General features: G+C 31.3%; 19 protein-coding genes. 2 read left to right on the forward strand and 17 right to left on the reverse strand.

Annotation, left to right across the window (positions count from 1 at the left end; all coding sequences use genetic code 11):
- Positions 1-38: 38 nt before the first annotated feature.
- The 8 genes from J2Z44_RS01770 to J2Z44_RS01805 form a co-directional block, all read right to left on the reverse strand.
- Positions 39-3,392 (reverse strand): FtsX-like permease family protein, encoded by a 3,354-nt coding sequence (locus tag J2Z44_RS01770; RefSeq protein ID WP_209649294.1) that lies wholly within the window; start codon positions 3,390-3,392, stop codon positions 39-41.
- Positions 3,393-3,394: 2 nt separating this feature from the next.
- Positions 3,395-4,099, reverse strand: a complete 705-nt coding sequence (locus tag J2Z44_RS01775; protein ID WP_021283070.1) for an ABC transporter ATP-binding protein — start codon at positions 4,097-4,099, stop codon at positions 3,395-3,397.
- A gap of 117 nt (positions 4,100-4,216) precedes the next feature.
- Complete coding sequence (locus J2Z44_RS01780) at positions 4,217-4,822, reverse strand: TetR/AcrR family transcriptional regulator (protein ID WP_021283071.1); 606 nt, start codon at positions 4,820-4,822, stop codon at positions 4,217-4,219.
- Positions 4,823-5,026: 204 nt separating this feature from the next.
- On the reverse strand, positions 5,027-5,248 hold the full coding sequence (locus J2Z44_RS01785; protein WP_021283072.1) for a YdbC family protein: 222 nt from the start codon (positions 5,246-5,248) through the stop codon (positions 5,027-5,029).
- Between the two features lie 101 nt (positions 5,249-5,349).
- Positions 5,350-5,973 carry a HutD/Ves family protein gene (locus J2Z44_RS01790; protein ID WP_021283073.1) on the reverse strand — a complete coding sequence of 208 codons (624 nt, stop codon included), beginning with the start codon at positions 5,971-5,973 and terminating at the stop codon, positions 5,350-5,352.
- A 114-nt stretch (positions 5,974-6,087) separates the two neighbouring features.
- Positions 6,088-6,516 (reverse strand): guanosine-3',5'-bis(diphosphate) 3'-pyrophosphohydrolase, encoded by a 429-nt coding sequence (locus J2Z44_RS01795; RefSeq protein WP_021283074.1) that lies wholly within the window; start codon positions 6,514-6,516, stop codon positions 6,088-6,090.
- 145 nt (positions 6,517-6,661) lie between these two features.
- The gene (locus J2Z44_RS01800; RefSeq protein WP_021283075.1) at positions 6,662-7,777 is read right to left on the reverse strand and encodes an MBL fold metallo-hydrolase; all 1,116 of its coding nucleotides are present in this window, start codon (positions 7,775-7,777) and stop codon (positions 6,662-6,664) included.
- A 240-nt stretch (positions 7,778-8,017) separates the two neighbouring features.
- Positions 8,018-9,769 carry a DUF4153 domain-containing protein gene (locus J2Z44_RS01805; RefSeq protein WP_021283076.1) on the reverse strand — a complete coding sequence of 584 codons (1,752 nt, stop codon included), beginning with the start codon at positions 9,767-9,769 and terminating at the stop codon, positions 8,018-8,020.
- A 265-nt stretch (positions 9,770-10,034) separates the two neighbouring features.
- Here J2Z44_RS01805 and J2Z44_RS01810 point away from each other — a divergent pair, with 265 nt between their 5' ends.
- Positions 10,035-10,202 carry a hypothetical protein gene (locus tag J2Z44_RS01810; RefSeq protein ID WP_209649295.1) on the forward strand — a complete coding sequence of 56 codons (168 nt, stop codon included), beginning with the start codon at positions 10,035-10,037 and terminating at the stop codon, positions 10,200-10,202.
- A 47-nt stretch (positions 10,203-10,249) separates the two neighbouring features.
- Here the strand turns inward: J2Z44_RS01810 and J2Z44_RS01815 are convergent, their stop codons facing one another.
- The 7 genes from J2Z44_RS01815 to J2Z44_RS01845 form a co-directional block, all read right to left on the reverse strand.
- Positions 10,250-13,597, reverse strand: a complete 3,348-nt coding sequence (locus tag J2Z44_RS01815) for a DEAD/DEAH box helicase family protein (protein WP_209649296.1) — start codon at positions 13,595-13,597, stop codon at positions 10,250-10,252.
- A 211-nt stretch (positions 13,598-13,808) separates the two neighbouring features.
- Positions 13,809-14,246, reverse strand: coding sequence for a hypothetical protein (locus J2Z44_RS01820; RefSeq protein WP_021283080.1), 438 nt, complete (start codon positions 14,244-14,246; stop codon positions 13,809-13,811).
- 162 nt (positions 14,247-14,408) lie between these two features.
- Entirely contained in the window at positions 14,409-14,975 is a 567-nt protein-coding gene (locus tag J2Z44_RS01825) for a restriction endonuclease subunit S (RefSeq protein ID WP_342591387.1), read from the reverse strand.
- 49 nt (positions 14,976-15,024) lie between these two features.
- A complete protein-coding gene (gene xerA, locus J2Z44_RS01830) occupies positions 15,025-16,014 on the reverse strand; it encodes a site-specific tyrosine recombinase/integron integrase (protein WP_021282850.1) in 990 nt (329 codons plus the stop codon).
- Positions 16,015-16,119: 105 nt separating this feature from the next.
- Positions 16,120-17,136, reverse strand: coding sequence for a PDDEXK nuclease domain-containing protein (locus J2Z44_RS01835; RefSeq protein ID WP_021282849.1), 1,017 nt, complete (start codon positions 17,134-17,136; stop codon positions 16,120-16,122).
- Positions 17,137-17,239: 103 nt separating this feature from the next.
- A complete protein-coding gene (locus J2Z44_RS01840; protein ID WP_209649298.1) occupies positions 17,240-18,430 on the reverse strand; it encodes a restriction endonuclease subunit S in 1,191 nt (396 codons plus the stop codon).
- Between the two features lie 5 nt (positions 18,431-18,435).
- Complete coding sequence (locus J2Z44_RS01845) at positions 18,436-19,893, reverse strand: type I restriction-modification system subunit M (RefSeq protein WP_021283586.1); 1,458 nt, start codon at positions 19,891-19,893, stop codon at positions 18,436-18,438.
- Positions 19,894-20,247: 354 nt separating this feature from the next.
- Between J2Z44_RS01845 and J2Z44_RS01850 the strand changes: the two genes are divergently transcribed.
- Positions 20,248-21,270, forward strand: a complete 1,023-nt coding sequence (locus J2Z44_RS01850) for a DUF4878 domain-containing protein (protein WP_021283585.1) — start codon at positions 20,248-20,250, stop codon at positions 21,268-21,270.
- Between the two features lie 120 nt (positions 21,271-21,390).
- Here the strand turns inward: J2Z44_RS01850 and J2Z44_RS01855 are convergent, their stop codons facing one another.
- On the reverse strand, positions 21,391-22,455 hold the full coding sequence (locus J2Z44_RS01855; protein ID WP_021283584.1) for a YbjQ family protein: 1,065 nt from the start codon (positions 22,453-22,455) through the stop codon (positions 21,391-21,393).
- Between the two features lie 414 nt (positions 22,456-22,869).
- Positions 22,870-23,052, reverse strand: a complete 183-nt coding sequence (locus tag J2Z44_RS01860) for a hypothetical protein (protein ID WP_021283583.1) — start codon at positions 23,050-23,052, stop codon at positions 22,870-22,872.
- Positions 23,053-23,220: the final 168 nt, after the last annotated feature.

The following is a 23,220-nucleotide window of genomic DNA, read 5'->3' on the forward strand; positions in this document are numbered from 1 at the left end:
ACTTCACTTTGAAGTTCATACCATTTTATTATCACAACTTATTCAGCACTCTTAAGCGATTCTATCATATCTATTTTGTCAAACCTATTATACATCGCTAAGTTCACAATAATAGAAAATAATATTGTAAGCGCAATCGAAATTAAGTAGTACATAGGGTGAATCTTTTGCAAGAATAATATATCATTGGTTTCTGCAGTTCCTATTATAAACTTATTAAAAAACATTCCCATAGGTATTCCTACTAAGCTTCCTAGGACTGTTAGTATCATGTTTTCTCTGTATATATATGCCGCTAGCTCATGATTAAAGAATCCTAGAAGTTTTATTGTTGCAAGCTCTCTTTTTCTCTCTGATATATTTATATTGGTCAGGTTGTATATTACAACAAAAGCCAGTACACCAGCAGATATTATTAATACAGGAATTACAGAATTAATAGCAGAAGACATTTTATTAAAATTAATGTGAACGTTGCTTTTAAATTCCACAGAATTAATGTCTTCTAATCCCTTTAATGCATTTAAAGTATTATTCTCATCTTCCTCAGATAATTCCTTTAAAAGTCCATAAAAACTGTTATACTCTGTTTTATTACCTGTTAGTTTTTCATAATATCCAGGACTCATATAAATATAATGTTGAAGATAATGTTCCGTTATTGCAGAGATTTTAGCTTGGAAAACCTTCTTCTCTAAAGTTATTTCAATAGTTTCTCCAGCTTCTTTATTTAAAAGCTTAGCTAACTTCTTAGTTATAACAACCCCATCATCCTGAAGTCTTAATTCTTCATCTTTTATATTTAAATTGATGAAGCTATTAAGTTCTTCTTTACTTTCAGGCACAACAATGTAGGCATCCTGACTTTTATTATCTTCCATAGCTACTGAAGCATTTTTTGAATAGCTAAACATAACTTCTCTAACATTTGAGATATCTAAAACTTTTTCTTTTAGACTATCCTTTCCATCTTCATTTGCATTTTTACTTAAAGTTCCTTGCATATCAAACTTATAAATACTGCTAAATTGAGCTTCTGTAGCTCCAATTATTCCTTCTTTTAAGCCAAAGCCTGTAATCATTAATCCAGCACAAGCAGCAATACCTATCACTGTCATAAACAGTCTTTGTTTGTATCTAAAAATATTTCTTGCAGTAACTTTCTTTGTAAAGTTCATTCTTTTCCATACAAACCCAGCTCTCTCAAGAAGTATAGTTTTACCCGATTTTGGTGGTTTGGGTCTCATGAGAGAGGCTGGAACTTCTCTCAACTCATCTAGAGCAGAGGCTACTGCCGCCACAGCTGTAAATACTATTGCAATTAATGCTGCCTGAAGAGCAAGGTTTGAGTTAAATGGTACTACCATTTCACCTATATCATAGCGGGTAGCATAGGCATTCATTATTAATGAAGGGAATAATTTAAATCCAACAAAAACACCAATAATACTTCCTAATATGCTAGCTGACAGTGCGTAAATAAGATAATGGGCTACTATAGCCGTACTGGAGTATCCTAAAGCCTTAAAGGTACCTATCTCTATTCTCTTTTCCTGGACCATTCTAGTCATAGTAGTAAGACTTACTAGGGATGCAACTAGGAAAAATATTAAAGGAAACACTTTTCCTATACTGTCAATTCTGTCACTATCCTGCCTGTAGGTTTCATACCCTGCGTTTTTCGCTCTTCCTAGCACATACCAGTCAGGTTTTTTGATATCATTGAGTTTCTCCCTATTTTTTTGTATTTCAGATTCTCCATCATTTATTTTTGCATTAGCCTTTTCTTCCTCAGATTTTAACTTTTCTAAATTTGCAGCAATTTCCTTCTCTCCATCTTCAAGTTCTTTTCGTCCTATATTAAGTTTCTCTAATCCTTCCTGTTTTCCTTTGTTAAGCTCTATTTCTGCAGCTGTAATTTTCTCCTTATTCCTTTCTAGCTCTGCTGCCCCTTGGTTAAGTTCAGTTTCTCCCTGTAGAAGTTTTTTCTCATTAGCAGCTAGTTGTTGTCTTCCATAGCTTATTTCAGCAGTACCCTTATCAAATTTACTTTTTAAAGCCTCCATATCAAAGTAGGCATTTAAATTTTCCAACTGATTATGATTTTTTAAAGAAATATACATGCTATCAAAATCTTTCCCCTTAATATCCTTATCATAAAGCTCTTTTATAGCCTTAAACTGATAAGAATATATCTGATTACCTGGGTTAGATTCCGCAAGTTCTTGAGCTTTTTCTACTTCTAATTTCATTGTTGAAGAAATTTCAGTAGCTGCCTGTTGTTTCCCTAACGTTAAGCTAGTTTCACTATCCTGTAACTGCTTTTTACTAGTAGCAATTTGAAACTTTCCTGCTTGTATTTCCTTACGCTTTGAGCTTATCTCATTTTCACCAGCTTTAATTTGGCTTTTTCCATCTTGAATTTGTTTTATCCCCTCTGCCATCTTTTTATTAAAGAGGGCCTCATTCCTCAATAATTCTTCTTTGCCTTTTGAGATTTTGCTCTTTGCATCATCTAATTTTCTATAACCCTCTGCAAACTTCTCTTCAGCTTCTTTTTTAGAAACATTTAGTTCAGCTTCTGCATCATTTAACTTCTGATTTCCTTCTTTTATAACTTGAGCATATCTTACTTCATTTCTTAATACTCCAATATCCTCAAGGGCATTTTCTAAAGTTTCATTATACCTATTATAACTCTCGTTATGTAAAAGACTATTTGAGGATTGAGGGTTGTCGGCTCTAACATAGATTTCAGTATAAACTTCACTTTTAAAAACCTGGGGAAGAATATATACAAATCCTTTTACTGAACCATTTCCCACAGAACTAGGTTGCCTTTGCTCAGAAACATATAGTGGAGATTCTGCAATTCCAACAATCTTAAATTCAGTATTTTTTAAGCTATCTTCTAACTTGTTATCATCTCCTGATTTAAGTACTATGGTATCCCCTAAATTAAGTTTATAATTCTCCAAAAACCTATATTCTACCACAGCTTCATTCTCTGCTTCTGCCCTTCTACCTTTTACTAACCTAATTTGATTAATGGCATTTTCTTCAGGCAGTGAATTAATATTCAGCACTAATTGTCGCTGATCTTTTTCTATTACTGCATCAACGGAGTAGGTTCCCTCTGCTCCTGTTACCCCACTTGTTTTCTTAACTTCATCAACATCATCCTCAGTAAGTCCAAGAGTAGATATTAGTTTATAATCCATAAAGTTATTCTTATCAAAGTAGGTATCCGCTGATATTTTCATAGATGGGCTTGTAGCTCTAACTCCTGCATAAAAAGCTACCCCTACGGCAATGATTACAACAATTGATAAAAATCTGGAGAGGGTCTTTTTTATATCTCTAAATAAATTTCTAAAAAATGATTTTTTCATAATTACCACTCTATACTTTCTATAGACACAGGATTTTCATTTTTTTGAACACTAGCTATTTTCCCACTTTTTACAGTTATAACCCTGTCAGCTATTGGTGCTATGGCAGAGTTGTGAGTGATAACAATAACTGTCATATTATATTCCTTTGCAGTACTTGCAAGTAGTTTTAATATTGACTTTCCTGTATTATAATCTAATGCCCCTGTAGGCTCATCACAAAGTAATAATTTTGGATTTTTTGCTATTGCCCTTGCTATTGACACTCTTTGTTGTTCACCACCTGAAAGCTGCGATGGAAAGTTATAAAGTCTGTGTTCAAGTCCAACACTTTTTAGAACCTCCACTGGCTCCATAGAATCTTTACAGATCTCAACAGCTAACTCCACATTCTCTACTGCATTAAGATTTTGAACTAAATTATAAAATTGAAAGACAAATCCTATATCATCACGTCTATATCTTGTAAGTTGCTTTTTATCATACTTGCTTACCTCATTGCCATCCACATAGATACTTCCTTCAGATACATAATCCATACCACCTAAAAGATTTAGTATTGTTGACTTTCCTGCACCACTGGCACCAAGAATTACAACAAATTCTCCTTTATCTATAGAAAATGAAACATCATCAACGGCCTTAATAACTACTTCACCCATGTCGTAGCTCTTTTTTACATTTTTAAATTCAACATAACTTTTCATCTTATGCTCCTTCTTTCATTAGTGTCATGAACCTTGGTTCTCTTTTACCTCGAAAAAATTCTTCTCTATGTTAAATTACTGTTGCTAATTACCTAGTTTATATAGAGAAGCCCTTTATTACTTTATATCTTCAGTTTGCAATTTATTTATGAGATCCGTATAGAAAATTTGAATTAAATTTAATGTATACTTCTTAACCTCTGCACCTTCACTACATTTCTTAACTATAATTGCAATGCTCTCAACAAGACTCTGAGAAAGAAGATCTATAATAAAATTATCCTCTAACTTTTTCCCTTGTAAAGATAATTCATATTGCATTTTTTCTGTAACAATTCTTGTTATAAAATCCACGAAAATACTTTTGCAATTTTCATATTTAGTTCCTTTACTCTCATTAAGAAGCACAGAAATTTCAATATTATTTTTATCAAAAATCTCCATTATCTCATCAGCTAATTTGTAAAATATGACTTCTGCTTTTTCATTAAGCTCCACCCTATTGAACTGATTGATATAATCTACAAATCTATCATAAATTGAACCTACAATATTTTCATGAAGCTCTTCTTTTGATTTAAAATACTTATACAAATTTCCAACAGATGTATTAGATTTTTTAGCTATGTTTCTTATGGAAGTTCCTTCGTAGCCCTTTTCATTAAACTCCCTTAAAGCTTCTTCAATTATTCTGTTTCTCACTTCATCCTTTTGATACTGCATTAGAAAACCTCCGTTCTCTTTTAAAGTGTACAAGAGTTTAATATGACTGTCAATTAGATAATTATTAGATTCTTATTCAATTATGAACAAGTTCATTTTAAGGAGGGGCTTTAGAGGTAGGGTTTTGCTATTTTCAAAGCTTACTTTAGATTTTTATCTCAATAATAATGAAAGAGAATCCATACTATAGATCCTCTTTATCCTTTATATATTCATGTTATTTAAAAGCTCTTTTAACTTCTGTAATTCTTCCCTAGATAAAGTTACCCCTTTGCCCATCTTTTCATGACTTGGATCCCATTCTCTCAAATCAAACTTTGGCTCCTTATCATTCCAAGAAATTAAGTTCAACTCTTTCTTCCACCCCTTTGAGGATTCAGAAACAACTCCTAGAGTTTCTTTAATTTCAAATTTAATCTCTGCCATAGTAAAACTCCTCCTTTCAATAGTATCAGTACTTATAACAACTCTTGTGTGTAAAAACAAATACTTATATGAATAAATAAAATATCTTGTTAATCATTGTTTTAATATAATATACTAGCTCTTACAATATCAGTTCCTTGCTCTACTGATGAAATAAGCTTTATATCTACTGAGGCTAAATTATTTTCAAGATTAATAAAAAGAAAATCCCCTTCATTTAGCTCAATTTCTCTTGCATCAATATTGACTAAGGCATTCCCCTTAACGCAGTAAAAAGCCTCTGTTAATTTTTTAGCCTCATTGTTACTTCCAGAAAGCTCTTCTTTGATTTCAAAAACCCGATATTTTCTAAGTTTTATAACATTTATGTTGCCCTCACACCCACTAGCCATCATTAAATTAAAATCCTTCACCTTACCAGTGCTATTCGTTATCCATTCTCCACTGAAGCTGTCTTGTTCAAAGGGTTTTAAATGGACAGTGTGCTTCCCTTTATGTTCTAAAGTCAGTTCTCCATCCAATACCATTATAAGTCTCCAAATTCCTTTTAGGGAAGTAAACGTAGACTTTTCGTCATTAACCACTGCTGAACTTAATCTCCACTTAAAGTTACGCTGACTATAAATAGCGTCCTTAGGGTAAATAGCTAATTCTGTAGTAGTTCCACCTGACCAAGTTGTTGTTGTTTGTTCTTCTTTTCTAATTAACTCAATTGAATAACACAATATAATTCCCCCCTAATAGTTTAAAATTCCCTCAAAAATTAAAGCTGTCCCCCGTTTCCATAAAAGCATCCTTTCATGCACTAAACTCCTCTGTGTGAGCTAGTATTCATTGAACTACTTAATCAACTTTTGTCTGGCTTTTTTATATCTTTTTATTCTTTCATAATCTTTTTCTGTAGGATTTGGTATTCGGCTTAAATCCATATTGTCCTCCAAGTCAGCAAGTTTTACTCTTTTCCCAATTGAATTTAATGCCACTCTTACTATAAATTCCTCGTAGGTTTCATCTTCTTTCTTTGTTACACTTTCTAAAGCTTCAAGTATTTCAGTTTCGCCCTCAAATCCATTTGCTATTAAGTAGTCATAAGTAATATTTGAATCTTCAATTATATCATGAAGTACACCTACGATTCTATCTTTTTCATCACTTAGTGAAAACATTACCCTCAAAGGATGTAACACATAAGGCTGTCCTGCTTTATCTAATTGCCCACTATGGGCCTCCACTGCTATTTTTATTGCGACTTCCAATAAGTTCTTCACCTTATCCCTCCATATCTATGTGCCATACTTTCAACACCTACATTGTGCTAAACTATGAGCAACCTTTTGTTCATTAGTTTAAACTGATTATACTAACTATTTATCAATGAATTAGCTAAACTTTCGTCAGTTTTATATGAACAAGCTAAAAATCCCACCATGAAGAATCAACACTTTGAATCTCTGAACCTAAAGGAACAGTTTCACCAATTTTAGGTACTACTAGGTTAACTCCAGTTTTCTCTGCTTCTTTTATTCCTCGTTTTACAGGTTCTTTCCAACCATGATTTGCAAGGGTAAAGGCTCCCCAGTGCATAAGCATCATATTTTTCCCCTTTACATCTAAGTTCCCTTGAACAGCTTGTTCTGGTGTCATATGAGAATTTGCCCAACGCTTATCATACTGAGCACCTTCAATCAAGGTCATATCAAAAGGCCCATATTTATTTCCAATTTCCTTAAAATGAGGTCCATAACCTCCATCCCCACTGTAATATAATCGAGTATTTTTCCCAAGAATTACCCAGCCACCCCATAGAGTGCTATTTCGATTTAAAAGTCCCCTTCCTGAAAAGTGTCTAGATGGTGTCAAGGCAAAGTTTAAACCTTCATAGGATTTTTCATCCCACCAATTACATTCTGTAATTTTCTCCTTTGGAACCCCCCAGGAAACTAAATGAGCACCCACTCCTAGTGGAACAAGAAAATGTGCTACCTTGTTCTTTAACTTAAGGATAGATTCATAGTCTAAGTGATCATAATGATCATGAGAAATAACAACTGCGTCTATATTTGGCAGCTTCTCAATAATTTTCATCATATCTTCACTATATTTATATCTTTTTACCCCTACAAATGAAACTGGTGAGGCTATGGGTCCAAGCATCGGATCTAATAATATCTTTTTATCATCAATGTTAACTAGAAATGTAGAGTGACCAAGCCAAGTGAAACTATCCTTATTACTATTAATTTTATTCCAGTCAATGTGTTCAATTGGAATTTCAACACTTGGGCTAATATCTTTAGGTTTTTCTTTAGAGCTCTTAGGTTCTTCAGAACCATTTGATGAACTTGTCAGTAACTTTGTAGGCAGAGAATTAATAAACTTGCCCTCAGCATAATTGTCCAAATTTTTATAAGTTTCCTTTTCCTCTTTAGTTGGACTTCCTCCAAAGGCTGGGTTCAAGTTTAAAAACAACACAACAGCTACAATTAGTAGAAGTAAAATAATTAATAAATATATAATCACCTTTTTCATTTTTCCTCCCTGTTGTTATACCAAATTTTAGCCATTTCACTAATAATGAATTAATCCTTCCTTGCTTTTTAAATTATCATATACCTTTAAAGGTGTGTTTTCAATATTAAGCTCATGTTTATTTTTATAGGAGAACCCCTATTATCCTTAATTTTAGTTTTATAGGAAGTATAGCTATATAAAAGTATAATTATATTAATAAATGGTGTAACATCTTCTATGCTACACCATTTATCTCTCTTACTTTATTTTTATCAAGATATTGTATTCTAAACCTTTTGAATCTACTTTACCAGAAAATTTATCTATTCTTCCAGACACATTATAAAATTGAATTTTAACTTTTAGCCTAGTATTTTCATCAGTGAAGGACATCTCTTCTACAGATAATCCGCTTTCTCTTTGCTTTGTTCCATACTTCTCTAAAAGAACATTCACATAGTCTGTTAAGTCCTTTGAATATGCTTCCTTGCCCTCCATAAAAATCTTAACTATTCCTGTTTCATAATCATACTGAATAGCCAATGGACCGTCTTTAGAGTCATCAACCTTTACATTTCTAGTATCAAAAAGGTAGTCATAACCTTTTATATCTAGAGGTTCCCCTGAGCCCCAAGTGTTAAAATTGAAATACTCATCATTATAATGGTCATATTCCTCACTTAATTTAAAACCAAAAACATCTTCTACATTATTTAGTTTAAAGGCCTCTGGTAAATGTTTAATATCCTTCAAGCTATGGTTTAAGTGAAAATATCTAAGTATGCTACTTAATTCTTTTTTATCCTCCTGAGAAATTTTGGAGGAAGCTTTAATCAGTTGATTTTCCTTTAACATATCATTCCTAATAAGAATTTCTTCAAATCTCTTATTTTGACTATACTTAGAAATGGAATAGCTACTTATAGGCCCCATGATAGAAATAAAGGCTATTATAGCTAATGATATAGGTAAAATTATATTTCTCAATTTTTTAGCAAATGAGAAATATATCATTACTAAGAATACCCATATACCAAGGATTACAACATAATATCTATTTTCAGTTACTCCATAAGCATTAATCCTAATTCCCATAGAAATAAACATCATAACTATAAGTGGGATAATTACTTTAGGAAATACCTGCATAAATCTCTTTGCCCAACTATTTTTAGCCAATAAGGTGGTAATGAAGAATAAAACTGAAACACTTATAACCGAATACCAAAGCACTAAGTGAGAAACTAGTCCTTGTGGCCACTGAGTTGTAATAATTATTTTCCCAAAATATATATAAAGAATTATTGTATACACTGAAATAAGAGGCATTACAATATATAGTATTAAAACTCTAAAAAGTTTTGGATAATGCTCTAGTCCTAGTTTTTCATTCTTTACTGGAACTCCTGCTAAAAAGAAGGAAGGTGCAAAAACTCCCACTACAGTAAACCAAAAATAAAGATAAATTTCTCCTCTAACATTAACACCTAATAACTCATCAATAGTAAATAAGATGGCTACCAGTCCAAGAAATAAAACCATTGAATAAACAACTGTGATAAAGAATCTAGTTAAAATTCTTATAACATATAATTCAAAACTATCATTGTTTGAAAGATATGGTATAAATATAAAAGTTAAATATAATATTAGATTTATGCCAATATATCTTGTAACAGAGACCATGTGTAAATCTGGAAGGAAAATATAATAATACAGTGCAAGTATTATTCCTCCAACTACAAAAGCTGTATACAGCAATGACTTTTTATAAGTTTCTTTTCTCTCAAAGAATACTTTTATTGAAAGAGAAAGTGGTATTCCAAGGGCATAAATCATAATAACTCTGCTGAGGGTTTCCCTAAAGCTTTCGCTTGATTTCGGCACCACCTCTGTGAAATAAATCATTAAAATAACACAAATGGTTGAGAGTCCTATGGTTAAAGGAAATCTTTTTAAACTATCTTTAAGTCCTCTGAAAATCCCGAAAAATGTTTCTTTTATTTTCATGGTTTTCCCTCCCTTTTAATTGAATATTCTTACAAATTATTGTAGCATACATTTGCAAAGATTTCCTCTACAGTGAATATTATATTTATATTATCTCCCCAATACTATCTATATATAGGGCTTACTTTAGTATCTATCCTTATTTTCACGGGTTGTCTTGTGTGGTATTTTATGTTAAATGCTATAAGTTTATACTGTGCTAAATTGGAAAACATAATGATATAATATGATTATTACTAAAAATAAATATAGGATGGTGAATTAAATGGATTTTATGGACTTAGCTAAAAAGCGTTATTCGGTTAGAAAGTATAAGTCTGACCCAGTGGAAAAAGAAAAGTTAATGAAAAATAAAAAAATGGCTTCCACTTTTAATGGTAAGCCATTTTTCTATTTATTATATGATTATCTCACCAAAACTAGTTACTACTAATAATTCATACATGAAACCCTGTATTATTTAAGTATCCGCTCTTGAGATTATCCAACTTCCTCAGCATTCTTCTTTATCTCTCCAATAACCCCCATTATTTTTCTAGCATCCTCCATGTTTTCTCTAAACAATTCAATGATACTTCCTACACTTCTAAAGGGGTCTTCTTGAAGAACCTTGTTGTCATCAATTAATCCATTTGTAACTACATAGTCTACAATTAGCTTAATAAAATGTATTTGTTTTGTGTTTAGAGTTTCTTTATTTAAAAACTCTGAAAAGGCTTCATTAGCAGCAATTCTATCAAGTCCAACTATTTTTCTAACCAGCATGTTAACAGGCATATCTCCAAACTCTTTTTCATAGTCTGCATGGGTTCCAAGTTCTTTCCACATCAGCTCTTCCAAAGTTTTTAAGTCCTGCTTTGAAAGCTTTTTATTGTTTCTAAGCTTAAAAATAGCTAGCTCATCTTTATGTTCCTTTAAGTAGAACTCAACTTTCTTTCTGTAATTTTTAAGGTCATTAACGTTGTAGAAAGCTCCACCTCTATCTTCTCGAAGAATTAAATCCTCAAAATTAGTTGTGTATATTTTCTGAGTTTCCTTCTGAAGATATTTTAGCAGCTCTCTTAGTGCTTCCCTTACAGCATCTAGTTCAAAAATGTCCGCAGACTCCCAGAATTCCTCTGTTTTAACCTTTTCTATGGTATATTTTTTAGCTTGAATTTCTGGTATTGTTCCTAGTTTAGAAAGTTCTTCAGCCGTCTGAATAACAGTTTTTATGGGCTTTGTTGCATTGGCATTTTGAAGCTTTGCAAGCTGTATAGTATACATAGTTATATCAAAGCGTTTAGCATACTCATCTTCATTTAAAGGCATAATAAGGGATGAGATATGCTCTTTGATTTCATTAGCATCTAAAGCTCCTAGTGCTGTCCATTTGCTTTCTTCTCTATATTTAAGTGCAAATTTAAGTGCCATTCTTACTCTAAAGTTATCTTCATTAAGTGCTTTTATAGCTAAAACTGCTTCTTCAACTAAAGCATTTCGATAAACCTTATATTCCTCTTCTTCATACTTAAGGTCTTGAAGTTCTCTTATTATATCTAATTTTAAGTTGAAAATCTTCTCTGTTAGACTCTTTCCAATGGCCCCATCAAAGCCTTTAGGATTCACTCTAAAGAAATCAAAATTGTTGCAGAAGTCAAAAACTAAAAACTTCTCCTTATCCAGTCCTATTCCTAAAAGGTCAGGACAAAGCCTTGTACCCCTACCTATCATTTGCCAAAACTTAGATTTAGAGCGTACCTTTTTAAAGAAAACAAGGTTTAAAATTTCAGGTATATCTATCCCTGTATCTAGCATATCCACTGACACTGCAATTTGAGGCAGCTTCTTTTTATCTGAGAAATCATCTATTAAGCTGTCTACATAATTAATGGAGTAATCTATTTCCTTACAGAAATCACTACCAAGCTGTGGGTATAATTTATTGAATCTGTCTACAATTGCCTTTGCATGTTTATTACTCTTTGCAAAGATTATTGTTTTACCTAGTTTCTCTCCACCTTCAATTCTAATTCCATTTTCCATTAGCTTGTTTAAAACTAAATCAATAGTATTATCATTAAACAACCATTCATTAATGGCAGAGCTTGAAATTTCATCACCTATACTTTCATCATCATCAAAGGTGTCCTCATAAGCTTCCTTATCCTCTTCTGATAAATCATCATATCTAATGCCATCCTTCATAAGCTTGGACTCATATTCTAAAGTCTCATAACTTACAAGGAACCCATCCTCTACTGCTTTTTCCAGCTCATAAGCATAGGTGGGTGCACCGCTTTCTAAATCAAAAATACTATAAGTATTCTTATCAAGCTCGTCCTTTGGAGTTGCAGTAAGTCCAAGAAGATAAGCATCAAAATAATCAAATATTGCCTTGAACTTTTTATATATACTTCTGTGAGACTCGTCCACAATTATTAAATCAAAATGTCCTGGAGTAAATAATCTTTTTCCATCTTTAGATTTTGTATCATCAATAGCATTCATCATAGTAGGATAAGTTGAAAATATCATTCTTGCTTCTTCTGGATTATCTCTATTGTCTAATAAATTACATAGTGCTAAGTCTGGTAAAAGCTTTGAAAAGTTATTCTTAGCTTGTTTAACTAATGCTTTCCTATCTGCAAGAAATAATATATTTTTAACCCAATTATGTCTTGCCAGCACATCCACTATAGAAATAGCTGTTCTAGTTTTCCCTGTACCTGTAGCCTTAACTAAGAGCATTTTCCTTAGCTTTTTTTCTAAAGCTTCACACACTGAAATAATAGCTTCCTTTTGATAATATCTATTAGAAATGCTATCCTTTATTTGTAAATCCCTAAGAGCCTTTCTGCCACTTCTTCTATCAACTAATAGCTGAAGTTCTTCCTTTTTAAAGAACCCATAAACCCTTCTTTCAGAATAACCATTAAAATCATCCCATAAATAAGTTTCAAAGCCATTAGTAAAGAAAATTACTGGTCTTTGATTAAATTGCTTTTCTAAACAATCTGCATAAAGCTTTGCCTGCTGCTGACCCACCTTTGGATCTTTGCTGCTTCTTTTAGCCTCCACTACAGCTAGTGGTTTTCCGTTTGCTCCATATAGCACATAATCCACATAGCCAACTCCTGCATTATTAGGCATTCCCGTTACTTTTACTTCTTCTAAAACATCCCGACCAAAATCCCAACCTGCTAGCTTGATCTCTACATCAATATATCTCTTTCTAGTTTCAAACTCACTAGCTTCATCTATGTCAAAGTCATAACTTTCCGTATTGGTTTTTCTCTTTTCTGTAAGTTCACGCCTTAGCTCTTCATTTTGTTTTATGATTTCCTCAAGCTTTTTATCCTTAGAGCTTAACTTATTATAAAGGTCTTTAAGCTCTTCAGGTCTCGTTCTCTTATCCTCCCCCTGAAGTAAAACCTCTTCATTAAATTCTCCAGCAGTAAACTCATCCGCATAACAATAATCAATCCACGAAATAAATTGATAAAGATTATGTAGTGAAAGTATAGCCTCTTCTCTCTTAATGCTTGAATTTGTATGAACAGCTACATTTCCAAGAGACACAATATACTTAAGCATTCTTATAAGTTTTTCATCTACTAGCATAAGAAAAGTATTTTCATGAATAAGGCTTGATAAGTTATCTTGATAAGGCAGCCTTAAATCCTCATCAAAACTATAAAGCCATTTTACAGAAAGTTCTAGTGCCCTTCTTGTGAGTATTGCACAAGTAGCAGGGCTAACTAATATACTCTTTTCAGCTTCTAAGCAAGCTGCTGTAAAACTTTTAAAAACATCTTTATCTTTTAAAAAGCTAAAATTACTAACCATCCCTTTTCCCCTTTTATATATCTTTTAAACACACTATAATTAAACTTTTTTTCTTTCCTTTATAAACTTTAATAGTATAACTTTTATAAAAAATTATTCTATCTTAATTATATACTAATTCAAAGTTTCATTAAATAATCATATAAAAAATAATGGATACTATGTTTCTCCATAATATCCATTAATCTTTTATATAGTTATCTCCGATTTATTACTTACTATCTTTACTTGGAGCCAAACTAAGCATGAATCCTGCAAATAATATTCCACCTAATATAACTAAACCAAAAACTTTTAAATAGTGTACTGCTCCCATAGCACCAAAACCACCTATAACTATCAGTGTTAAAAACAATATAAGTGAAATAATTTTTTCAAACACACTATTTTGAGAAACTAATTCCTTAAAGGCTATTATTAAGCCACAAACTGTTAATGCTAATGAAATTAATATGACAATAAATAATAAAAAGAATCTAAACTGTCCAACCTCAGTTATAAAGTTAAAGAATCCAAGCTCATCATATGTTTTGGCATAGTCTCTACCTTTATAGTTAATAAATAGGAAAAGTCCTGTTGATATTAACCCAAGTACCATAGCAACAATCTTTTTCGTAAACCCTTCTAATTCATCAATAAAATCTAACATAAATTCCCCCTAAAATTATATATACTAAAATATATTAACATTAGGAGAATTAAATAACTTTCCTATAAAAAATAGTACAACCTTTTAATATTAAAGTAATTATACCTTTCGATAATCCTCTTTAAGAATTCTTTCAATTAGCTAACTCAAGATATCTTCTTATTACTCTAACTTCCCTTGTATTTCAAATTTCAATTTATCGACTTGGTTAACGAAGTTGGCGAATTGCTTTTGGAGTTCTATTGGTGGAATAACTATTTCTATCTCTGATATACCAGTTTGATTTATTGTATATTGTCCAGCAGAAGTTTTTAATTTATCTTTCATTTGTAACTTCCCATATGGACTATTTAGTAAAGTGCTAACATAATCATTGTTTACAACATTATTATCTAATCTTACCCTAATAATATGGTCATTATGATATACTTTTTCTCCTATATCCTCATAAGTAGCACATCTTCCTACGTAATCAGGATTGCCATTTACTCTTGCAAATAAAAAATCCCCATCTTTGAGAAAATACCTTTTCTTTTCAGCTTCGGTTAATTTTATTCTATTAGGAGAATTATAATCAATATATCCATCTTGAAGTTCTACCAACCTTAGAACAATATTTCCATCTTTATCATTTCCTCTTCGAGCTAATCCATTGTTGGCTAATAAAATAATCTCTTTCAATTGTTTTTTGTCCCATTCCATAGGATTTCTAAAAGGATCCCCAAACATCTCGATAAATTTCGATTTAGTTTACATATTATACCAATTTCTCATATTTCTAGCCAATGTATTTCCTATGTGAATTCTTTACGTTATTTTGGTTTACCATGGCATATTGCAAAGTTGTATCTATTTTTTGATGACCCAAAAGATGCTGTACTTGTTCTATGGGCATTCCCTTATCAATAGCTCTCGTTGCTAATGTTCTTCTAAATTTGTGTGGATGTAGTTTAGTAATATTAAGCTTTTTTCCTAAAGCCCTCATTCTTATTTCAACCCCACTAATATTTAGTCTTTTATGTGGTTTTAGTAAAGATACAAATAATGCTTTATTATCATCAGCTCTGCTATTAAGATAATCTTGTAAATGTATTTTAGTTCTAGCATCAAAGTAAACTCTTCTTTGCTTGTCCCCTTTTCCTTCAACAATACATTCTCTCTCATTGAAATCTATATCATCTATATTTAGTTTTACAAGCTCTCCTACACGCATTCCCGTCGAGTTTAACAAATCTATAATTGCAAGGTCACGAAGCTCTTTGCAATTATCCCTCATTACTTCTAAATGTTCATCCGTGTACACCTCTTTTATTATCTTTCCAGTCTTTATTTTACGAATTCTCCTTACTGGACTCTTTAAAACATAATTTTCATCTTCAAGCCAAGAAAAAAATGTTGATAAAATTCTTCTGATATTATCAATAGATACCTTGCTACAATTGCTTCTTTTTTGATATTCTGCTAAGTATCCTCTTAAATCCTCTGTTGTAATATGCTTAAGAGGTTTGTCTAGTGTTTTAAGCATATTCTCTATGGTTGATTTATAATACTTAATAGATTTCTCTGAGCAACCCTCTACTTTCTTTGCACAAATAAAAATATTACAATAATCCTCTTCTTTATTTTCTATGTTCTTATAATTAGTTCTAGCTGTAAAATTTAATCCCTGTAATTTCTTTAATAAAGTTTTATGAAGTTGTTCCATTTGTGAATTACTAAGTAAATTAATCATTTCTAGTTCAATTTCATTAATTAATTTTTCTACCATAACTTTCAGCTCCTAGCCTTTAATTTATTATGGTATATTGCCATTAATTATATTTTTATACTGTATATACTATAATTGCTATTAACTTTTTTAGACTTTAAAGCATTATTCTAAAGTATCTTCTATTTCTTCTATTGTTGGTAATGTTCCCTTTAATTCCTCTGGTATTTTCTCTAACAACTTATACTCACTTACTCCTATAGGTTTTGTCATATCTTTTAGAGAATATTCTGCTACAAGCTTATTCTTTTCCTTGCATAATATTATTCCAATTGATGGACTATCTACTTCAGTTTTCAATAAATCGTCTACTGCTGAAAGGTAAAAATTTAATTTCCCTGCATATTCTGGCTTAAACTTACCTGTTTTTAATTCTATTACTACATAACATCTTAATTTTAGATTATAAAATAATAGATCTAGGTAGTAATCTTCTCCACCCACTTGTAACTTATATTGATTTCCAATAAAGGCAAAACCTGATCCTAACTCTAATAATAATTTAGTAATCCTCTTTACTAATTGATTTTCTATATCTCTTTCATTCATTTCTTCTGTCATTGTAATAAAATCAAAGATATAAGGGTCCTTTAAGGCTTCTACTGCTAATTTATTGTTAGGTGCTTCTAGCTTTTCCATAAAATTAGTTGTTTTTATCTCATTATTCTGCCTATCAAATAAATTACTCTCAATTTGATGAACTAAAGTGTTTCTACTCCAGCCATTCTCCATAGTTTTTTCAATGTACCATAGTCGCTTATCTATATCTTTAACTTTCTCTAGTAAAGTAATGTTGTGATACCACGTAATTTGTGCAAGTACCTCTTGCACAAATTTGATATCCTTATATTCCTCAGAGAACTTTCTCATATACTTTAAATTTCTAGGTGAAAATCCTTTTTGGTCTGGAAACTCAGCTTTTATTTCTTTTGCAATATTATCAATTACTTTAGTTCCCCAACCTTCTTTATCTTGATATTCTAGTATTATATTTCCTATATTCCAATATAGAATTAAAAGCTCCCTATTCACAGCTAATAAAGCCTTTTGCCTTGAATTTTTTATTTGAACTTTTATCCCACTTATCAACTCTTTAAATTCACTTGATTTTTCTATACTCATACTAAAACAACCCACTTCCTTTTTCATTTAGGTGTATTTTAATTTTCTTATATGATAACTTATAGCATCCTATTTAAAATAAATAAGCAGTAATTAGTATAGACTAATTAAATAACTCACCATTAAAAGCCTTTTGCATTAAGGAATTGAAGTTATTTTCCATTTCTTCTAGACTCTTCTCCATTTCAAATTTCAATTTATCGACTTGGTTAACGAAGTTGGCGAATTGCTTTTGGAGTTCTATTGGTGGAATAACTATTTCTATCTCTGATATACCAGTTTGATTTATTGTATATTGTCCAGCAGAAGTTTTTAATTTATCTTTCATTTGTAACTTCCCATATGGACTATTTAGTAAAGTGCTAACATAATCATTGTTTACAACATTATTATCTAATCTTACCCTAATAATATGGTCATTATGATATACTTTTTCTCCTATATCCTCATAAGTAGCACATCTTCCTACGTAATCAGGATTGCCATTTACTCTTGCAAATAAAAAATCCCCATCTTTGAGAAAATACCTTTTCTTTTCAGCTTCGGTTAATTTTATTCTATTAGGAGAATTATAATCAATATATCCATCTTGAAGTTCTACCAACCTTAGAACAATATTTCCATCTTTATCATTTCCTCTTCGAGCTAATCCATTGTTGGCTAATAAAATAATCTCTTTCAATTGTTTTTTGTCCCATTCCATAGGATTTCTAAAAGGATCCCCAAACATCTCGATAAATTTCGATTTAACTAGTTCATCTAGTTTTGATATTTGTGCTTTTCTTTTATCAATCAATTGTTGGGCTTTATCTAATACTTCTACTATTTTATCTTGAGTTTCTAGTTTTATTTGAGGAACTACTAGTTTATTTAGCTTTTCAATTGTTAAAGCCACTTGAGCCGTACCACTTGTTCCTTTTAAATATTGCTTTTTTATAATATCTGATTGAAACAAGTAAGATAGAAATTTTGTATTTATGTTCTCATTACTTTCAACTTGGGTTATGTTACCGTCCTTATAATAAAACTCTCTACCATCGCTAACCCACGTATTACCTATAGTTCCCACTGAAGTAATTAATAAATCTCCTTTACTTACAACTCCATATTTCTCTTTTATTTCTTTAAATCTTTCTCTACTAATAAATAACTCAACATCTATTTGCTCCCCTCTTTGAAGCTGTGAAATTTCCTTTCCTCTATAAAATGGTACACCTACGTCACAATACTCACTTTGATATATCCTTTTACTTGATTTTATATTGCAAATATCTCCAAGCCTAACATACTGCATAGCGTCTACCCCTCTATCATTCTTTCTAATTCTTCTAATCCTTTTTGTATCTCTTCCTCTAACCCCTTAATCTTCTCCAATATAACACTAGGAGCTTCGTATTGTACTTCCTCGTATTCTATTTCCTTATATTTGTTTATAGAAAGGTCATAACCATTTTCTCTTATTTCCTCTACTGGTACAAAGAAAGACTTATCTGTTCTTTTTCTGTCATTTTCATTATCTAAGTTAGTAAATCTCTCTACAATGTCATTAATGTCGTTATCTTCTATTGAGTTTCTCTTGTCATCTAAGCTATAGCCATCTGCTTTCATATCATAGAACCAAACTTTATCTGTTCCGCCGCTTCCTGTTTTTGTGAATATGATTATAGCTGTAGAAACCCCTGCATAAGGCTTGAATACTCCACTTGGCATAGATATTATAGCTTCTAGCTTATGATTATCAACAATTTCTTGTCTTATGGATTTATGTCCCCCTGTACTTCCAAAGAGTACCCCATCAGGAACAATAGAAGCACAACGTCCACCATTTTTTAAGATTCTTAAGAAAAGTGCTAAGAATAATAACTCTGTTTTCTTGGTTTTAGTAGTTTTTAGCAGGTCTGCTGACACTGCTTCATAATCTAAACTTCCTTTGAAGGGTGGATTTGCTAATACCAGTGTGAATTTTTCTTTATCCGTATTTACCTCTGAAAGAGAGTCCTTATATTCAATGTTAGGGTTGTCCACTCCATGAAGCATCATATTCATAGCTCCAATTCTTAGCATGGTTCTATCCATATCAAAACCATAGAACATGTGGTTATTAAAGTGTTCCTTTAGCCCTTGGACTAAAAATAAATCAGCATGATTTTCTCTTAAATATTGTTGAGCAGATACTAAAAACCCTGCCGACCCTGCTGCTGGGTCCACAATCACATCTTCTGGCGTTGGTTTCATAAGCCTTACCATCATATCAATGATATGCCTTGGAGTTCTGAACTGCCCATTTGTACCAGCTGTGGCAACCTTTGAAAGTAAGTATTCATAAAGATCTCCCTTTGTATCCCTACCTTCCATATTTATATTATTAATACCATCTACTATTTTTGAAAGCATTAATGGTGTTGGAATTTTAAATATGGCATCTCCCATGTATTTTGCATAGGCTGAGTCATCTTTTCCATGAAGGTTTTTTATAAAGGGAAAAACTTCCTCCTGCATCACTCTATACATTTCACCAGCTTCAAAATCTTTAAACTTGCTCCATCTTAAATGCTGCTTATCACTTGGAAACATTCCATTAAAGTCTAAACCTAAAAATACTGCTTCATTTTCATTTATAGTTTCTTTATCATCTAAGCCTTTTATAAATAAAAGGTAAGTAAATTGCTCTATAACTTCTAGAGGATTGGTTATTCCACCAGTCCAAAAGGTTTCCCATATTTTATCTACCTTATTTCTCAATTCTCCTGTAATCATTTGAAGCCCTCCAAAATAAAAAATAATTGTATTAGCTTAAACCAATACAATTATATTATAGACTTTTAAATTGTTATTTTCTATAAAAAGCTCGTTCCAGATTTTCGCCAATATATGTATAATGTTTAATATTTATCCTTGGAACACCTTAAAATATACTTCTTTAACCTGTTATTTTTAACTGTCTCAAAGTGGCTTATATCAATAAAATATTGCATTTAATATACCTCTTCTAGTTATAATTTATATTATCTTGGCATATTTTTACTTCCTCCAATTCACAATTTGTTAACTATCCTAAGTTATTATCTCGTGCTAAGCTTATTAAGGACAAAAATATGGGAGGTATTATATATGAAAGGATTAAAAAAAGCAGTATTATTTATACTTCTGCTAACTTTTTCAGTTGGGGTATATGGGTGTAGTTCTAAAACTCCATCTAACTCCGTAAAAAATTACTTAGAAGAAGTAAAAAAAGGTGAAAATACAGACTTCTCTAAGTTATTGAATGAAACTTTAGATAAGGCAAAGAAAGAAGAAACAAATCAAAAGAAAGACGCTGAAAAGGAATCAACAAAGAAGTTCATGGATTCCATGAAAAACTTAACTTACACAATAAATTCTGAAAAGATTGATGGTGATTCAGCTACTGTAAATGTAAAAGTAAATGGCCCTGATATGGCAACTGTATTAGGAGACTTTTTACAAAAAGCCTTTACTACAGCCTTGTCACAAGCTTTTTCTGGCAATAATGCAACACAAGAAGAAACAGATAAATTATTTGATACTATGCTTCTAGAGAGCTTAAATAATATGAAGTACACCGAAAGAACAGGAGATATTTCTTTAACTAAAACAAATGGTGAGTGGAAAATAAATAATAATGATGCTTTAACTAAGTTATTAGTTAACTTAGATAGCTCTTTATTTGACTCACAAAATAAGAAAGAGGAAACTCCAAAGAAAGAAGTTAAGGAAATGGTTTTAAATCAACCTTTTACCGTTGAGACAGATAATGGAAATTATACATTAACTATTGAGGGCGCAAGAGCAACTGATAAGAGAAATGAGTTTTCTGATATACAAGCTAAGAAAGTAGCTATGCTGGATTATACTTATGAAAACATTAGCTTTGGACAGCAATCTGGTCAAGATTTATATATTGATGGCTATGCTTTCCAAGTATTAGATGATGAAGGAAATGTTCTTGGAGATTACCCAGTTTATGATGAAAATAGAGATCCAAAAAAAACTCCAGTTGGCGGAAAGTGCAAGGCTAGTGCTACCTTTGCAATTCCAACCGACAGTGCTAATTTAAATGTAACCTTTACTAGAGGTTCAGAAAAGGTTGCAAAAATAATAGTTCCAATAAAATAATAATTGATAAAAGAAAAGACAGCCAACTGGTTGTCTTTTCTTGTTAACATAAATAGGAAAAACCTAAAAAATAGAACCTATAGAATCTTTCATAGAGTTTCCTTTTAAGCTCTCCATTTTTTACAATAGCTCAGCTCCCAAAGCATCCTTAATATCTCCAACCTGCTTTATTGCTTTTTCAATTAATTCATTTTCTTCTGCTGTTAGCCCATTTTTACCCTTTGTGCAGTTACAATACTCACTATTGATATCTATTTTCTTACCGCAACCACATACCCAAACTTCCTTGCCAAAGGAACTCTTTGATACTTCTACTATTTCAGTATTTCTTATCTTTTTAAGTTTTTCATAAATCATTTCTAAGCTAGAAATATCTTTTTCGCTATATGAGCTCTTATATTTCAAAAGTACAGGTACTACTGATCTTATCAACACTTCTACATTTAATTTATCAACAAGGTCTACTAGTAAAACATAATCCGGCTTTGCAAATAAATTATAGATTTCAAAATATAGATTACTATACTTATGACATTTTAACAAAAACTCATTTAAATCCTTATTAAATTCCTCATCATAATACAAATCCAAATACTCAGCAAAATTTGTATCACTAAGCCTTGCATAGCGGTATGTTTCCTTATTAGTTAGATTTAAAACATAGTCTATTGGAAGTAAAATATCCTCATTAATTAGAGTTTTTAAACCTTCAAAAACATCATCTCTATGTTCACTTTCATCTAGCTTTTTAATTACATTTCTTCGTATTATCTCTTTTCTCAAATCATATCCAGTGATTTTTCCCTTTTCCTCAGATAAAGTCTCTTCTTGATTTGTATCTTGGGAAGTCCTGTTTACCAACACCGCAGTACCTGAAGCATTAATCATAAACATCTGTGTGCCTTTACCGCTGATTTCATCAATATCTAACGTTACTCCTAAAAGTGCATTAGCTCCCATTGAGGCTGCTGTTTTTGTTAACTTTTCCATAGCACTATCATATAATTCCTTTAGTCTCTCCTCAAATTGCCTAGACCTTCCTCCAAATAAATCTGTAAATCCTGCAAAAAACTCAGAGAACACCCCTGCCCCCACAACTATACGTTCAGAGCACAATCCATAGTAGGTTTTAATCTCATATCCTTCTAATGTATTCGTTGAGCTCACTAAAATTTTGTTCTTCATAAATTCTTCCCCCGTAAACTTTTTCTTATAAGTATTTTATATTTAGTATATATCCTACACTAATTTTTCATATGTGCTCTTAAGTTATTCTTTGTTTAAAGTTCATAACAAGTAACTCCAAAAATAATTAAGTGGATATATTACTTTAAAACAACTTTTACTTTTTAATCATTGCTAAACTTCTAATATTTTTAGCAATGGCATTTTTGTTAATTATACCATAAAATTATAATATATGTAATATTGCCAATACATGTATATAAATGTAATATTTTGCACAATAAACAAAGCTACCCTAATAAAATTAGAGTAGCCCTTATATAATTAAATTTATTTATTGAAATCTACTTGTATCTGCAACTTAAAGTTTTCTTAGGTATGCATGTCCGAATTTATTAGACTTTAGCTTTAGGGTTATCTATTGTTCCCACCTAGCAAAGGACTTCTTACTATTAAACATATTCCTCCTGGAGAAGTAAGCTCTAATAAATTTAATAAATTTATAGTAGTTCCTGCAGGAATATTAATTCTTACTAAAGTTCCTGGTAATTGAGGGCAATTTCCTTGTTGATTGTTGTTTGTATAATCTTCTAACATTAGATTCACCTCCAACTGTGTATCTAATATATAATATTCATTTATATAGACAAGCGTTACAAAAGCTTAGGGGTTTCCTAATTAAATTATTTGATTTTTTCTCCATAGTTACTATATAAATATGATACTTTCTTTGGTAGACTACATAAAACAAGCTTTTTAGAATAA

It is taken from the genome of Clostridium punense (assembly GCF_017874425.1).
GTDB lineage: Bacteria > Bacillota > Clostridia > Clostridiales > Clostridiaceae > Clostridium_J > Clostridium_J punense.

Excerpts from the sequence above, each read along its gene's own strand:
- J2Z44_RS01805 (WP_021283076.1), bottom strand. The coding sequence starts at position 9,769 with ATGAAAATAAAAGAAACATTTTTCGGGATTTTCAGAGGACTTAAAGAT.
- J2Z44_RS01785 (WP_021283072.1), bottom strand. The coding sequence starts at position 5,248 with ATGGCAGAGATTAAATTTGAAATTAAAGAAACTCTAGGAGTTGTTTCT.
- J2Z44_RS01775 (WP_021283070.1), bottom strand. The coding sequence starts at position 4,099 with ATGAAAAGTTATGTTGAATTTAAAAATGTAAAAAAGAGCTACGACATG.
- J2Z44_RS01780 (WP_021283071.1), bottom strand. The coding sequence starts at position 4,822 with ATGCAGTATCAAAAGGATGAAGTGAGAAACAGAATAATTGAAGAAGCT.
- J2Z44_RS01850 (WP_021283585.1), top strand. The coding sequence starts at position 20,248 with ATGAAAGGATTAAAAAAAGCAGTATTATTTATACTTCTGCTAACTTTT.
- J2Z44_RS01770 (WP_209649294.1), bottom strand. The coding sequence starts at position 3,392 with ATGAAAAAATCATTTTTTAGAAATTTATTTAGAGATATAAAAAAGACC.
- J2Z44_RS01825 (WP_342591387.1), bottom strand. The coding sequence starts at position 14,975 with ATGTTTGGGGATCCTTTTAGAAATCCTATGGAATGGGACAAAAAACAA.
- J2Z44_RS01810 (WP_209649295.1), top strand. The coding sequence starts at position 10,035 with ATGGATTTTATGGACTTAGCTAAAAAGCGTTATTCGGTTAGAAAGTAT.
- J2Z44_RS01800 (WP_021283075.1), bottom strand. The coding sequence starts at position 7,777 with ATGAAAAAGGTGATTATATATTTATTAATTATTTTACTTCTACTAATT.
- J2Z44_RS01815 (WP_209649296.1), bottom strand. The coding sequence starts at position 13,597 with ATGGTTAGTAATTTTAGCTTTTTAAAAGATAAAGATGTTTTTAAAAGT.
- J2Z44_RS01855 (WP_021283584.1), bottom strand. The coding sequence starts at position 22,455 with ATGAAGAACAAAATTTTAGTGAGCTCAACGAATACATTAGAAGGATAT.
- J2Z44_RS01835 (WP_021282849.1), bottom strand. The coding sequence starts at position 17,136 with ATGAGTATAGAAAAATCAAGTGAATTTAAAGAGTTGATAAGTGGGATA.
- J2Z44_RS01820 (WP_021283080.1), bottom strand. The coding sequence starts at position 14,246 with ATGTTAGATTTTATTGATGAATTAGAAGGGTTTACGAAAAAGATTGTT.
- J2Z44_RS01860 (WP_021283583.1), bottom strand. The coding sequence starts at position 23,052 with ATGTTAGAAGATTATACAAACAACAATCAACAAGGAAATTGCCCTCAA.
- xerA (WP_021282850.1), bottom strand. The coding sequence starts at position 16,014 with ATGGTAGAAAAATTAATTAATGAAATTGAACTAGAAATGATTAATTTA.
- J2Z44_RS01845 (WP_021283586.1), bottom strand. The coding sequence starts at position 19,893 with ATGATTACAGGAGAATTGAGAAATAAGGTAGATAAAATATGGGAAACC.
- J2Z44_RS01840 (WP_209649298.1), bottom strand. The coding sequence starts at position 18,430 with ATGCAGTATGTTAGGCTTGGAGATATTTGCAATATAAAATCAAGTAAA.